The organism is Saprospiraceae bacterium, from assembly GCA_026129545.1.
GTDB lineage: Bacteria > Bacteroidota > Bacteroidia > Chitinophagales > Saprospiraceae > M3007.
The window spans coordinates 751,753-765,614 of the sequence record JAHCHX010000001.1 but is presented as its reverse complement, the minus strand read 5'-3'; the positions used below and the strand labels follow the sequence as shown (position 1 = coordinate 765,614).

At 53.5% G+C, this 13,862-nt stretch carries 12 protein-coding genes; 2 read left to right on the top strand and 10 right to left on the bottom strand.

The window, feature by feature from the left end:
- From KIS77_02690 to KIS77_02675, 4 genes are all read right to left on the bottom strand, one after another.
- A complete protein-coding gene (locus KIS77_02690) occupies nt 1-1,596 on the bottom strand; it encodes a glycosyltransferase family 39 protein (protein MCW5921223.1) in 1,596 nt (531 codons plus the stop codon).
- A 543-nt stretch (nt 1,597-2,139) separates the two neighbouring features.
- Entirely contained in the window at nt 2,140-2,967 is an 828-nt protein-coding gene (locus KIS77_02685) for a glycoside hydrolase family 25 protein (GenBank protein ID MCW5921222.1), read from the bottom strand.
- Nucleotides 2,967-3,743: an enoyl-CoA hydratase/isomerase family protein gene (locus KIS77_02680; protein ID MCW5921221.1), complete on the bottom strand. Its 777-nt coding sequence runs from the start codon at nt 3,741-3,743 to the stop codon at nt 2,967-2,969. The genes KIS77_02685 and KIS77_02680 overlap by 1 nt, the downstream gene beginning before the upstream one ends.
- A gap of 645 nt (nt 3,744-4,388) precedes the next feature.
- Nucleotides 4,389-5,666: an aminotransferase class V-fold PLP-dependent enzyme gene (locus KIS77_02675; GenBank protein MCW5921220.1), complete on the bottom strand. Its 1,278-nt coding sequence runs from the start codon at nt 5,664-5,666 to the stop codon at nt 4,389-4,391.
- A 162-nt stretch (nt 5,667-5,828) separates the two neighbouring features.
- On the opposite strand from KIS77_02675, the gene KIS77_02670 reads away from it, so the two are divergent.
- Together KIS77_02670 and KIS77_02665 are read left to right on the top strand one after the other, a co-directional pair.
- Nucleotides 5,829-6,263 carry a hypothetical protein gene (locus KIS77_02670; GenBank protein ID MCW5921219.1) on the top strand — a complete coding sequence of 145 codons (435 nt, stop codon included), beginning with the start codon at nt 5,829-5,831 and terminating at the stop codon, nt 6,261-6,263.
- 190 nt (nt 6,264-6,453) lie between these two features.
- Nucleotides 6,454-7,026: a hypothetical protein gene (locus tag KIS77_02665; GenBank protein MCW5921218.1), complete on the top strand. Its 573-nt coding sequence runs from the start codon at nt 6,454-6,456 to the stop codon at nt 7,024-7,026.
- A gap of 204 nt (nt 7,027-7,230) precedes the next feature.
- Here the strand turns inward: KIS77_02665 and KIS77_02660 are convergent, their stop codons facing one another.
- The 6 genes from KIS77_02660 to KIS77_02635 all read right to left on the bottom strand — a co-directional run bounded on the left by KIS77_02660 (nt 7,231) and on the right by KIS77_02635 (nt 13,860).
- A complete protein-coding gene (locus KIS77_02660; GenBank protein MCW5921217.1) occupies nt 7,231-8,205 on the bottom strand; it encodes a pyridoxal-phosphate dependent enzyme in 975 nt (324 codons plus the stop codon).
- A 295-nt stretch (nt 8,206-8,500) separates the two neighbouring features.
- Nucleotides 8,501-9,244: a response regulator transcription factor gene (locus KIS77_02655; GenBank protein ID MCW5921216.1), complete on the bottom strand. Its 744-nt coding sequence runs from the start codon at nt 9,242-9,244 to the stop codon at nt 8,501-8,503.
- A 29-nt stretch (nt 9,245-9,273) separates the two neighbouring features.
- Nucleotides 9,274-12,828, bottom strand: coding sequence for a histidine kinase (locus KIS77_02650; GenBank protein ID MCW5921215.1), 3,555 nt, complete (start codon nt 12,826-12,828; stop codon nt 9,274-9,276).
- Between the two features lie 39 nt (nt 12,829-12,867).
- Nucleotides 12,868-13,368, bottom strand: coding sequence for a hypothetical protein (locus tag KIS77_02645; protein MCW5921214.1), 501 nt, complete (start codon nt 13,366-13,368; stop codon nt 12,868-12,870).
- A gap of 26 nt (nt 13,369-13,394) precedes the next feature.
- Nucleotides 13,395-13,553, bottom strand: a complete 159-nt coding sequence (locus KIS77_02640; GenBank protein MCW5921213.1) for a hypothetical protein — start codon at nt 13,551-13,553, stop codon at nt 13,395-13,397.
- Between the two features lie 7 nt (nt 13,554-13,560).
- Nucleotides 13,561-13,860: a hypothetical protein gene (locus KIS77_02635; protein MCW5921212.1), complete on the bottom strand. Its 300-nt coding sequence runs from the start codon at nt 13,858-13,860 to the stop codon at nt 13,561-13,563.
- Between the last annotated feature and the right edge of the window lie 2 nt (nt 13,861-13,862).

Here is a 13,862-nt window from a genome sequence, read left to right as displayed (position 1 = left end):
TTACTCCCTAACCATCAAAAGCAACGTGGTGGTTTTGTAATCCGTCCGCAAGGTGTCGAGGCAGCGGCCATCGAAGTTGGGGTATTGGCGCAAATTCACCAAATAGAGCGCATTGGGGATGTTCATATCATCGGTGCGCTCTATGATGTATCCAAGCCGCTCGGTGGCGTAAAACATGGCTGGTTCGCGGGTTTCGGAGTCTGCCCACACATACCAACGCCGGTTGTTGTGTTTGTCAGCCATCTGAATGGCATCCCGGCGGGCTATGGACGTGTCATTCTCGTGGTGCCTCACCGGAAGAATGATGAGGTCGAAACCAATGCGCACGACCAGCATCCCAATGACGAACCACCACAGAAATCGAGCCTTGTCCACAAAATACATCGCCACCACCAAAGCCAGCGCCAGCGTCAGCACGATGGACATCGGCCAGATGCCTTGTAGCCAGTTCACCTCCTTGATAAAGGGCATGGCAAGCGTAGCGACGGGGCCGAGCGCAAGCAGGCTTCCCATCATCCAATAGAAGGTCTTGGAGCGCCAGGTGTTCTCGGCGCGGTGCTGCGTCAGCAGGTATAATCCTATCAAATTGAACAAGGGAATAAACATGAGCAGGTATCGCGCCATCACTTGCGAGGAGGTCCAATAAACCGGGAGATTGACGGCCAGAATCAGGAAGTTGAAAAACACAAACTCGTTTTGGCGGACTCTCTTCCAAAAATTTTTGTCAAGCCAAAAAACAAGCAGCAACGAGTAAGGAAGAAAATGATAGATGGAGTCGAACGGGAATTTGGCGATGTGGTAAATCGTGTTGCTGAACGAATGTTCCACGGCGGTGCGCTTCACCGATTCTTCCACCAAGTTTGGAATCAGCACCTCCAACGGCCGATATTGGACGTAAATGCCCAACCAAGTGCCGATGATGGCCACCGCTACGGCTATGCCCAAGAAATGCCGCCAAGAGAAAAGCTGCCGCCATTGACCAAAATATATCAAACCCGCGAGCAACGACAACCCTTGAAACACCACGGCGGGGAACGCTTTGAGCAAAAAACCGACGGCCATCAAAAAATAGCTAGCCAAAAAGAGCCGCAGCCACTCACCGCGTTTTCCAAAGTACCATATACTCATAAAGAGCAAATAAGTAACCCAGGTGAACGTGGTATCAATCAGGCCGAGCATGGAATCATAAAACAGGAAACGCCCGCTCGTAATCGTCGTCATGGCGGTCAAAAAAGCGAAGTCGGTCTCAAAATATCTGCGCACCACCCTAAACACCGTGTAGCCGAAAACACAGAGAAAAAACACGGTCACGAGCCTTGATGGAAGTTCGTGAAAACCTCCGAACAATTTTGTGACACCCAATATCATCCAGTTGAACAACGGCGGTTTGTTGATGTAAGGCGCGCCATGCATCGTGGTGGCGATATAATTGCCCGAAAAGTCCATCTCCATCGCTACCCAAGCCCGAATGGCCTCGTCGCCGTTGAAAGCGGCCACGCCCAAATTGATGAGGTGCGCCGGAAAAAACAAAATGAGAATGACAAGAAGCAGGTAGCGGTCGGGCCAAGCACGCAAGTGACGGAGTAGCGTTTGCATCAAGGAATTTACGATTGGTTCGATTTACGATTTACGATTGCCTGCCCGTCCGAACGGTTCGGGCGAGCCCGCCCGACTAAGCAGAACAGACTGTGTTTGATTGGGCGCGAAGGTACATTGCATGGGAGGAATTTGACACGCACGACTGGCGATTGGGTTTGCGAGAAGCGTCTGCATTTGTTAAACAAAACATCTCCGCTCGCAAATAAAATTCAAAATGCCGCTGTCAGTCAGTTACTTTTTTTGCGCTCGTCGTTTCAATGTGCAAACCGGCAGAAATATCTGCCCCAGACCTAACTCTCAAACCGATTTAACTTACAACGCAGACCTCTTAGCCTTAATCCCGCAAACCCTGCACCCTGAACCGATTTTTACCCCCCACAACGAAATGGCCTCGCTACCCAGCGGGGCTTTTTTCGTTGGCGCTGAGGATGTCTCACAAGTGATAGTTGATGACAGGATTGGCACCATTGTTTTTGGAAAAAACCTGCAAATTTTGTCAATCCTGTCGAAATTTGAACTTGTGAGACATCCCGCGGCCCCTCACGGGATGCAAAGTCGGCGCAACTGCGCACTGTCTCCGTTGAAGACATTGAAATCCACTCGCTCGTTGATGCCACTCACGTTGCCCCGGTCGCTGTGTTGCCAGAAATGCCAGTCTTCCTCACCAGGCATATCAAGATTGGTCACGTGATAATGCGCAATCCAGAAGATATAGCCCTTGAAATCTGGGTGCCCCGCGAAGTAGCGTTTGTAAAAATCGCGGTTGGTGTAGAGAATAGGGCGCACCGCGTACTGCTTTTCGAGCAAATCCAAAAACGTTTTGGTGTATCGCTGTATCTGCGCCTTGCTCATGCCGCGCGTCTCCTCCACATCCACCACGGGCGGCAAGTCGCCCGAACGCAGCCGCACCGTTTTCATAAAATGTTTCGCTTGGTCTCTTGGGCTGATGTGGGGCAAAAAATAGTGATAAGCCCCCCGAATGATGCCCGCATCTTTGGCGTTTTGCCAGTTCTGCTCAAAATGAGGGTCTTTTAGCCCCGCGCCCTCCGTGGCCTTGATGAAAGCAAACATGATGCGGATATCGCCCACTTGCATTTTCTTCACCCGCCGCCAATCCACGCGCTGTTGGTAACGGCTCACATCAATGCCATGCACCGAGAACCCGCGTGGGATGCGGATGCCAAACTGCTTGTACTCTCTGTAATGAAATGGATATTCAAACAGCGATACCACCTCATATCGAAGCCATGGACTGACGAGCATCGCCAGCGCAAACGACACCAACAGCACGCCTAAAACCCGGGTGCCTTGTCCTTTCCTTTCCGCATAGCCCGGTGGAAACACGAGGAATTTGTGGTGCCAACTCATCAACGACCTTTGAAGACAGGTTTTCTTTTTTCCAAAAATGCTGCCACGCCCTCTCGATAGTCCTCCGTCTCGCCTGCGGCGGTTTGGAATTTGTCCTCCAAAGCAAGTTGGGCGGAGAAATCATTGGAAAAGGTATGGTTCAGCAAATGTTTGGTGTAAGCAAGCCCTTTGGTAGGCATCTGAGCCAGCGTTTCGGCCAATTGCCAGCTGTCCGCTGCAAAAGACTCGTCGGGGAATACTCTCCAAATCATGCCGAACGCGGCAGCTTCGGAGGCCGTGATTTTGTCGGACAACATCATCAGCGCCGCAGCCCTTTGAAGCCCTACCAGACGCGGAAGCGTCCAAGTGCCGCCGGAATCGGGCACGAGGCCAATCTTCGAAAAAGCCTGTGTGAACGAAGCCGATTGTGTCGCCACCGCGATGTCGCAAGCCAGCGCGATATTGGCCCCCGCACCAGCCGCCACACCGTTCACAGCCGCCACGACGGGTTTCCCTATGTTTCTGATTTTTAGCACGATGGGATTGTACCCAGTGGATATGATTTCGGTCAGAGAAGGCCCATTAGGGTCGGTCACTTCTTGCAAATCCTCCCCTGCACAAAAGGCTTTGCCATTGCCCGTGACGTAAACAGCGCGAATGGCTGTGTCTTGTTCGCAGACCGCCAGCGCCTCCAATATCTCTTGTCGCATGGCATGGTTCATAGAATTGAACACTTGCGGGCGGTTGAAGGCGATGCGGGCGACTCCGTTCTCTACGGAAAAAAGGATGTGTTGCATGGTTTAGGTTTGAGCTGTTTGAGTTGTTTGAAGGTTTCTGGTTTGAGGGCTTGTCCGGCCAAGCGGAGCGGGTTCGATTTACGATTTACGATTTACGATTTACGATTTAAGATTTACGATTTACGATTTAAGATTTACGATTTAAGATTTACGATTTACGATTGCCCGGCCAAGCGGAGCGGACGGGGGGGTAAGATTGGACAGATAGCGGTTTTGGCTTCGGGCAAAGATAGATGCACTTGGCAAAAGAGAGACTTCAGAAAAGCGTGTCGAGACTGTTCAGAAAACTGTGTCAACGTCGCTTTCTCCAACCTTGAAACGCCGCGCTTGGGTCTTTTGACCCCGCGCCAACCGCTTGATTATCGGACACTATGCGTGCGGGGTCAAAAGACCCAAGCGCGGCACAAGGAGCGTAAATTATTGAAAGCCAAAACCCTGCGCCCCCGTGTCTCTGTGTTTTCTCATTGCCCCAATTGGGGTGACACAGTTTTGTGGATACTCTCGGCAAAAACAACCATCTGCCCAATCTCCCCCCCCCGTCCGCTCCGCTTGGCCGGGCAATCGTAAATCGTAAATCGAATCAATCGTAAATCGTAAATCGTAAATCGAACCCGCTCCGCTTGGCCGGACAAGCCCTCAACCAACTCAAACCATTCCCCTAATCGCCATCACAAGTTTGTCCAGTTCGTTTGTTGTAGTATAAACATTAGGCGTGACGCGCACCCCGCTGATTTTTTCCCACTCAATAGCAACGGTGTGGATTTTCCACTTGTTGAACAGCTCGGCAGCCACGTCGCCGGGCTTTTTCCCCTCTAAGCCAAAATTGCCAATGGCGCAACTCCAGTTGGGATGCGGATTGGTGTAGAATTTTATGCCCGGCACTTCGCGCACACGTTCCATCCAGTAATTTTTGAGGAAATGAAGACGCGAACGCTTGCGAGCACCGCCGATAAAGTTGTGCAAATCAAGCGAATAGCCTACCGCCATTTCGATGGGGAAACTGCGCGTTCCCAGCGCCTCGAATTTGCGGATGTTGTCGCTCGTAGGCTCAGGGCTGGAAAGCAACGGCCACAGACTCGCTATTTTATCTTTTCTCACCCACATCAAGCCACTGCCAAAAGGTCCGCAGAGAAATTTGTGCAGGCTCGTGCCCCAGTAATCGCAGTTCAAATCCGGTATTTTGTAGTCGAGCACCGCAAATGAGTGTGCGGCATCCACCAATACCTCAATACCTCGTGCGTGGGCTTTGTCGGCGATGCTGCGCACGGGCAGAATCTGGCCATTCCAATTGATGACATGGGTGAGGTGAACCAGTCGGGTTTTGGCCGAAAACTTCGACACAAACGCATTCACGAGGTACTCCTCGTTTTCGGAAGGCAAATCCAAATCCACCCAGACGAGTTTGATTCCATCGCGCTGCTCACGTTGTTTCCAAGCATTTATCATGTTTGGGTAGTCATACTTCGAGAGCACCACTTCATCGCCAGCCTTGAGCGGCAATCCGAAGATGATGGTATTGAGCGCCTCGGTCGCGTTGCGGTTGAGCGCGATTTCATCGGGACTCACGCCAGCGAGCTGTGCCAGATTGAAGCGAAGCGGCTCACGCCCCTCGTCAAGTATTCGCCACATATAGTACGAAGGAGCTTCGCTACACATACGGTTGTAGTAATCCAAAGCATCCATCGTGGCACGGGGCGAGGGGCACACGCCCCCATTATTGAGGTTGATGATGTTCGGATTAGCTGCGAAAGCCTGACGAATTTGCCGCCAGAATTCTTCCTCATCGGCATCCAAAGGATTGATTCGGTCTGTCGGCATAGTTGGTACGGTCGGGAAGGCTGAAGCAAAATGCTGGTGCAAGGCAAGCCCACCAAGCAAGGTAGCGGTTTGGCGGATAAAGCTGCGACGGTTAGGCGATTTCATAGTTGAAATGTTGATTTGCGGAATTGCTGGTTTTATTACGAGGCTATTGAGCGCGAAAAAACGCTATTTTCAAGTAAATATCCATTAGCTACCAACAAAGGGTGGTGACCTTTCGTTTCTGAAACGTTTATAGTTCGATTTTCTCACCAACCGCTTTCAGACATGAAAAAAGCACTCGTCCTCACTTTCGTTTTTGGCCTCATCACTTTTGCTAAAGCGTGGTCACAAACAGAACCATCTCCCGCACAACGTCCTGCCGTTTCAAAAGACAAAACCGAACAGATGAAAAAAGCAGAAGAAAAATCCGACGGTGCCGCATATAGCGGAAAAGGCAAAGGCGGTGAAAAGGACATGATGGAAAAACAAAAAGACAACAAAGGCAAAGCCAAGGGACAAAGCAAAGCAAAAAAGGCAAAACAGCGACCCACCACTGACGAAGCCCGGCAAGATGCTCGGCCCGCATCTCAGAACAAAAAACCGAGCGGCGATGTGCCTCAACCAGCAAAACAACAAGAGCCTCAACAAAAAAAGGCTGAGCCAAAAAAGCAGCCATCCGAAACCACGCCCAATCAGCGCGAGCGTGGTGGAAACCCATAACTACCGCTCCAAGGAGCAAACATACCATGAGAGCAATGCCCCGCATCCCGGTAACTCGGGATTGCGGGGTTTGTTTTTGGGGAGGAGCCGCTTGGTTAGCATTCTGTTAAGGTTGCTCCGAGAGTGGTTCCCTTTGCTCGTCTATCTGCACAAATGGGTAAATTCATTCTTCACAAAAAACATTTTACCCATGAAGAAGCATCTTGTTTTCAGTGTTCTCTTTGCTGCGGCAACAGCCGTCGCTGTTCAGGCCCAATCACTTACATACGCTAGCCCCCCATCGTCAACTGATGCCATACAGCTTGCACGACAAACAGCAGAACAGCATCTCGACATTTTCAACAGCCGCAACTATGACCGCGCACACTGCAATTGTCACAAATGCCAGAAGCAGAAAAAATCGAGGAAACACAATGATTGCAAAGGGAAAGGCAATCACTACGGCAAGCATAAAAACCGCAATGGGAAACAGGACTGCGCTTGTACCCAGCATTGTTGCCAAAGCAACAAAAAGCGCGATTGCGACGACGATGAAGCTCGCCACCGCCGAGGCCGAAATGACCGCAACGACGAGCGAGGCAACGACTGGGGCATCACCGACCGTGGCAACAATTCCCGTCAGCAGCCACAAACCCAACCACCACAAACCCAGCGGCGCAACCCGGCCTCTACCGCCAAGGTGAAAACACGCCCAACGCCGACCGCCAAACCCGCCCCTTCCGCTCCGGGCACCAAATCGCGCTCAGCAAGCCCGCGCCAGTAGATGCCCCTTTTGAACCAACCGCCTTGTCGTGCAAATCGGCAAGGCGGTTTTGTTATTTGTTTCCACCCTTGTTGCTGTCCGGTCTAAGCTTTTGCTATACTTCGCGCCGTTAGGTTTTGGGCATGGCTGCAATCGCAATCTGTTCAAAATCAAGAACATCAATCATATTCATCTAACAAATCCTAGCGAATCAAGGCATATATTTCAAAAAAACAGTGGCTCCCCATATCTTTCGCTAAACCCCTCCCAGCCCTGCAAGCCGCCCGTATGCACCGCCACCACGGTGCTGCCCGGCAAAAAATCGCCTTTGGCAAGCATATCGAAGATGCCAAACATCATTTTCGAGGTATAAACGGGGTCGAGCAGGATGCTTGTTTGTGCATGAAAGTCTCGGGCAAACTTGAGCAACGCCTCGTGTTTTTTTGCAAATCCGCCGAACTCGTAGTCGCGCACGATGCTGAATCGCCGTTCCAACTCAACAAGTTCGTCCCTGCTGCGCACATGGGTTTCTTCCAGTAAATCAAGCACATATCGTGTGTCGAAGCCTTTGTTCATCACCGGAAACACCAAGACTTGGCCATTGTCAACGTCGAAGCCATGCACGATGCCCGCTGCCGTGCAGCCCGTCCCGGCAGACACGCAGATATAAAGTGGCTGGGGCAATTGGCGAGTCTGGTCAAATTGAAGCAGTTGGATGAAAATTTCCCACGCGATGTTCGAGCAATTTTCTACAGCCATGCCAGTAGCACCCCCTTCCGGCAAAATGTAATGTCTTGGCAAATCGCGCCCAAGCAACTCCTCCCCACGGTTTTTGCAAGCGTCGTATTCCTCTTTGGTGATGCGAAAAAGCATCATGCCATTGGACCAACAGGCTTGGAGCGTGGGGTTGTTCAAATCGGCGTGCTCTCCGCGCACGATGCCGAAGGTGGGAATGTCGAACACGCGCCCCGCCACTGCCACCGCGTGAAGATGATTGGAAAACGGCCCGCCAAAAGTGATGATGCCGCTGGGATACGATTGCTTCACCATCGGGATGATTGGCTCGAGCTTACGCCACTTGTTGCCCTGAATGTGGGGGTGCAGAAGGTCGTCACGCTTGACAAACAAGGATATGCCTGCTTCCTTTCCGGGATGTTCGGCGATATGTTCTAGTGGCGATATGGGTTCATCGAAAAGCATGAAGAGTGACAAAAGTAGTCAAAGTCACTATCAAAATATACTTTGGTTCGCCGGGGTTTGTTAGACGGTCATGATTTTGGACAGGTCATGCTTTTATGCCCAGACACGTGGCAAGCCCCCCCTTGCCTAAATGTTTATAAAATTTCAAATGCCGCAAACGTTTGATTTCTCCAAATTCATTTCAGCACCTCGAAGAGGTGAGGTGTTGGTAAAAACTGGGAATCAGTTGGTTAAGCGCCCTCCGTTAGGTCGAATATCTCCGAAATCACAGCAAGAAACTGTTTTTGGCAGCACCCTACCCTCTCAACGACGCGCCCACTTCCTCCTTGCGCCGGCGCGACACTTCCACCCGCACGCCGTCGCGCAGCACCACAAAGCCCTCGTGGTCGAGGAAGGAGACAAAGGCGCGATTGACCAAGTGCGATTTGTGGGTGCGCAGGAAGCCGTGTTCGCGGAGCAGTTCCTCGTATTCGCCGAGGGTTTTGGAAACAAGCAGGTGCCGTTTGTTGGCCAGGTGGATTTGCGTGTAAGCGCCCATCGCTTCGAGACGCACGATTTCGGAGGGCAGGAAAAAATGAATGCCGTCTTTGGTAGGCACGGCGAGGCGGAATTGGTCGGGCGCGTTGGTTTGCAGGTTGGCGAGTATGTTGCGCAACTGTTCTGGCTGGAAGGCCAGTTCGTCGCGGCTGGCGAGGTAGCGTTGCACGGCGTTGATGAGTTCCTGCACGTCCACGGGCTTGAGCAGGTAGTCGAAGGCGCTGAATCGGATGGCCTGCAAGGTGTACTCGTTGTAGGCGGTGGTGAAGATGATTTTGAAACGTTTGTCGCGGATTTGGCTGAGCACTTCGAAGCCGTCCATGTAGGGCATTCGGATATCGAGAAACACGAGGTCGGGTTTCAGGTCGTGAATCATGGCGGCAGCCCGGCGCGCGTCGTTGCAGCACCACACCCGCTCTATTTCAGGCACGAACCGTTCGAGCATCAGTTCGAGGATGCCGGAAGCGCGGGGTTCGTCGTCAATGATGAGGGCTTTGAGCATGGTTTCGTCATTTCGTCATTAGGTCATTTTCAATCGAATTCTATCACAACTCTTGTTCCCGCTGAGATGCCGTTTGCATCCTGCAAATCAACAATTTCCAGCGTATTGTCCTGCCCATATCGGCGGTTGAGGGTTTCGATGCGTTCGTTACCGACGCGCGTGGCGGTGCCGGCGTGCGCGCCGTTGCGGGAAAATGTTTGGGCGGCAGCGCGGCCTATGCCGTTGTCCTCGATGGTGCATCGGAGGCGGTCGTCGGTCGTGGTGTCGAAGTGAATTTTGAGGTGGCGATGCCCTTCTTTGTGGAGCAGCCCGTGCCATATCGCGTTTTCCACAAAGGGTTGGATGAGCAGGGGCGGCACTTTGAATTCATCTTGGTCGAGAGCGTCCTGGCAGTCGAGGGTGTAGTCGAAGGTGTCGTCGAAGCGCAGCGATTCGAGTTCGAGGTAGAGCCGGAGCATGGCCATTTCCTCGCGCAGGCTGACCTGCTCGTGGTCGCTGTGGGCGAGCACCATGCGCAGCAGTTTGGAGAATTTGGAAAGGTACATGGCAGCGCCGTCGCCGTTGCCGCTCAGCGTCATTTGCTGGATGGAATTGAGCGCGTTGAACAAAAAGTGCGGGTTCATCTGCAGGCGCATGCTCTGTAGTTTCGCTTCGGCGGCTTGGCGCTGGTTTTCCACTGCTTCCAGCAAGGCGCGGCGTTTTTCCTCCTCGGTTTGCGCCAATGCGATTTTGTTGCTGCACAGGGAGGCGATGGCCGTCAGGATTTGCAAGTGCCAGGGGGTGAAAAAATGTTGCTGCGAGTGTTCGCTGTCAATCACGCCGATGACGCGGCCCTCGGCCAGAATGGGCACGGCGAGTTCGGAGGCGCGGGCGGCATCGTCCACAATGTAGCGCGGGTCGGCGGCGGCGTCGTGGAGCAGTTCGGCTTTCCCGGTGGCAGCCACCGCGCCCACGATACCCTGCCCGACGGGAATTTCGATGGGGTTGACGATGGTTTGCCCGGCAGCGGATTTTTGCCCCCAAGCGGCTTTTTGCACCAGCACGTTGCGCTCCGCGTCGAGCAGGTAAATCACGCAGTCCTCCCAACCCAAGCGGGCGATACACTGCTGCGCCACACCCCACAGCGCCTCCTCCACCGTGCTTTTGGCAGCGATGGAGCGGCTGAAATAGTTGATGACCTGTTCGGTTTCGAGTTGGTAGAGCAGGTTGGTGTTTTGCAGTTTTTCCAATTCCAACTGCGCTTGTTGTTGTTTTTTCAAACGATTTTCTCTGAACCGAACAAAGGCGAACAAGAGGCCGGACAGCGCCGCCAACACGCCAAGCCTGAACGGCCACGTCTGCCAAAACGGCGGCAACACGCTGAACTCGAGCGCCTCGGGCGCTTCGTGCCACACATTGCCCGTGATGCTCGCCGCCACTTCGAGCCGATAGTCGCCCGCCGGCAGTTTGGCCAGCCGGATTTGGTTGCTCACGCCGTTGCTGACCCATTCGTCCGACTGCCCCGTGAGCCGGTAGCGGTACTGCACTTTGCCCGCGTTGTTGAAATAGGGCGCCGCCACCTCAAAACTCAAGGTGTTTTGACCAAAAGGCACCTCAAATTTTGTCGCAGGCTGCCACCAAGCCACGCTGTCGCGGTCGTTGATGCGCACTGATTGTATGCTGACGGAGAGCCGATGAGCGTCCATGGCGATTTTTTCAGGATAAAAATAATTGATGCCGTTGATGCCGCCGAAAAAGGCCATGCCGTTGCTCGCTTGGAGGCAAGAACTGCCATTGAACACCAAGCCTTGTATGTTGTCGGCGAAGTCGAATTTTTTAAAAACGGTCAGGTTTCGGTCGGCCAGAAAAAGCCCGCCGAGAGAGCCTAACCAAAGCCGTTGCAGGGAGTCTCGCAACATGCTGGTGATGCCGTTGCCCTCCGCAGGAGTTGGGACGGTGTCCATCCTGGTAGCGCCAGCGCGGAGCGAGAGGTGACGCAACCCTTTTTCCGTGCCGATTAGCAACTCGTCGTCCGTGCTGCCTCCAAGCAGGCAAAAAACGTTCTCGGAGGGATATGTGGCGAGCAGGCGGTAATTTTCGTCGAGGCAAAAAACGGCTCCGTGGGAGCCCAACCAAACCCTGCCTTGTTTGTCCTGAAAAACCGCGTTCATATTGCTGCTGTCGCCCGGAAACGAGATAAAATCCATGCGGTACGTCGTGGCCTCGATGCGATAGGGGTGAAAACGCCCCGCCACCACGATGTCGCCGTTGCGCAGCACGGCGAGGTGGTCAATGAAGTCGCGTTCCGATTCGCGGCGCACGCTGTCGCTGGCATAGACGGGGCGACGGTACCGGCCCGCAATCGGGTCGAACAGCCACACGCCCTTGTCGGTCGGACCGACGACGACGTAGCGCCCGTCGAACCCCATACCCCGCACGCTCGGATGGGCAAGCCGGTCGGTGGCGTTTTCCACGGCGTGATAGGGGGTTACTTTTCCGGTGCTCAGGTCGAGTTTTTTGAACCCGCCTGCGCCGCCAAACCACAGGTTGCCGCGGTCGTCCGCTGCCGCCCCGATGGTGCGGTTGTTCCACGCTTTGGGCGGTTCGGGGTACGGGTTGCGCAGCAGGCCGAGGGTCTGGCTCAGGTTTCCTGCCGCGACTATGTTGTTCACATTGTGCGCCCAGAGGGTGCCGTTTTCATCTATCCAAACCCTCGCCAGGAGATTTTCCAGTTCGAGGGGCTTTCCATCAGCATAGATGCGCTCGCGGGTGAACTGGTCTTTGGGCAAGTCGTAGACCAAGGTGCCGACGCGCGAGGTCATCAGGTAGCGACCATTGCCCAAAGGCGCTGCGCCCGTGATGCCGACGATGGTTCGGCCTTCCGAAAGCCCGTATCGCCGCGGGTCGAGCCGTTTGGCCGTGCTACGAGCGAAGTCGAACCAAAAGGTCTGCGAGTTGTAATCGGTCAGCGCGACCAAATCGGGCGTGAGCGCGTACATATATGCGATTTCATGTCCAAAAGGCAGCGAACGTGCCTGATGCGTCGTCACATCGTAGGCATGAACACTGTCTTTACCGTGGTAAAAAAGCGTGTTGCCACAGACATCGAAACGCCAGAGGTTGGTGTAGTTGCGGGGTATCGGCGGCGATTGGGGCAGGCGCTCGAAACGGCCTTCCTTGTCGCGCCATGCAAATAGTCCATTCAAAGCCAACACACATAACGGCTGGTCGGGCATTTGGAACAAAGCAATGGGCGTGGCGCCGCCGGTGGTGTCGAAGGGCATTTCGCCGAATCCATCTTTGTCTGCGTGATTGCGCCACACCTTTTGCCCCGAAATAACCCATACACGATTGTCGCGCGCGCAAATCGCTTGCCGGACGTTGCGCTCAAAGGGGTAAGTGCGCACGTTGCGGCCATCGAATCGCTGAAGCGAGGCGTTGTTCACCACCCACAAAAACTGCTGCTTGTCTTTGAACATATCGGCAATGCCGCCGCCGCCGATGCCTTGCTCCGCCCCGAATACCTGCGCGTGGTATTGCGGCAACTGTGCCTGCACAGCGAAGAGCGGAGCAAGGGCAAGGGCGATGGCGACAAGTCGAGTCACACCTTTTGTTCAATTTTGGGCAAAGTTATTTGTAAGGGACTACGGCAGGTAGTGAAAACCCAGGTAAGCGATTTTCCACTTGCCGTCGTGTTTTTCCAAAATTCTGATTTCCACCGATTTGCCGAGAAACTGGTGAGTCGTTCCGTCGAACGATTCCTGCTCGGAGGTGTACCAAGCCACGTTTTCAAAAATTCGGAAGTTTTCGTTGTACCGCTTTTCATAAGAACCTTTCCAGATGGTGCGGTTTTCCTCGAACTGCAAGGCCTTGACCTGCTGAAGGGTGTCGAAGCCGTTGTAGTACTTCACTTTTTCGGGATAGCCTTCCCAATAGCCGTGTTGACGGAAGTAGTCGGCTTGCACGAAGTTGCTTTTCCATGCCTCGAAGTCCTGCCGGTAATAGTCCTCGGTTTCTTTGGCGACCACGCGGCGGATGGCTTCTTTTTCAGTTTCAAAAAGGCTGTCGGTGATTTGGGCATTCAGGGTGCTGACCGTCAGAAACATGAATGTTGACATCAGCCAAAGGAAATGCGTGTTTTTCATAGCGAAATGGTTGAAAGTTGTTTTTGTTAGCGTCGCATTGTTTTCAAAATGAAGTCCAAAAATGCCGCGTATCGCTCGCGGAGGGGCACTTTTCTGTCGCTCAGGCAGTGTTTCGGAAAATACCACAGGTAGAGCCACAGGTGAAATAGCGCTATGCCGACGGCAGTCAGGGTGAGCCAAGTCATGGCATTTTTATTTTTCAAACCAATTAAAATGAAGCAGCAGCATCGCTAGTGCGAAGGGGAGCAGCCCCGGCAACAACCACCACAACGCGACTGAATACTCATGACGAATGATGCTCGTCCAAGCCTTGACGACTGCTCCAAGCAAAGCAATGGGCGCAAGCATCATCGAAAAAACGAACAGCCACTTGCCGACCGATTTGTCGCTTCCCGGCGCGTCCATCGCCATGCCTGCGAACAGCGCCATGAACCCGGCAACCGGAATGAGCAAGGTGCAGGCGACTGTCAGGATGATTGCAGCGATTTTCATGG

Excerpts from the sequence above, each read along its gene's own strand:
- KIS77_02690 (MCW5921223.1), bottom strand. The coding sequence starts at position 1,596 with ATGCAAACGCTACTCCGTCACTTGCGTGCTTGGCCCGACCGCTACCTG.
- KIS77_02685 (MCW5921222.1), bottom strand. The coding sequence starts at position 2,967 with ATGAGTTGGCACCACAAATTCCTCGTGTTTCCACCGGGCTATGCGGAA.
- KIS77_02680 (MCW5921221.1), bottom strand. The coding sequence starts at position 3,743 with ATGCAACACATCCTTTTTTCCGTAGAGAACGGAGTCGCCCGCATCGCC.
- KIS77_02675 (MCW5921220.1), bottom strand. The coding sequence starts at position 5,666 with ATGAAATCGCCTAACCGTCGCAGCTTTATCCGCCAAACCGCTACCTTG.
- KIS77_02670 (MCW5921219.1), top strand. The coding sequence starts at position 5,829 with ATGAAAAAAGCACTCGTCCTCACTTTCGTTTTTGGCCTCATCACTTTT.
- KIS77_02665 (MCW5921218.1), top strand. The coding sequence starts at position 6,454 with ATGAAGAAGCATCTTGTTTTCAGTGTTCTCTTTGCTGCGGCAACAGCC.
- KIS77_02660 (MCW5921217.1), bottom strand. The coding sequence starts at position 8,205 with ATGCTTTTCGATGAACCCATATCGCCACTAGAACATATCGCCGAACAT.
- KIS77_02655 (MCW5921216.1), bottom strand. The coding sequence starts at position 9,244 with ATGCTCAAAGCCCTCATCATTGACGACGAACCCCGCGCTTCCGGCATC.
- KIS77_02645 (MCW5921214.1), bottom strand. The coding sequence starts at position 13,368 with ATGAAAAACACGCATTTCCTTTGGCTGATGTCAACATTCATGTTTCTG.
- KIS77_02640 (MCW5921213.1), bottom strand. The coding sequence starts at position 13,553 with ATGACTTGGCTCACCCTGACTGCCGTCGGCATAGCGCTATTTCACCTG.
- KIS77_02635 (MCW5921212.1), bottom strand. The coding sequence starts at position 13,860 with ATGAAAATCGCTGCAATCATCCTGACAGTCGCCTGCACCTTGCTCATT.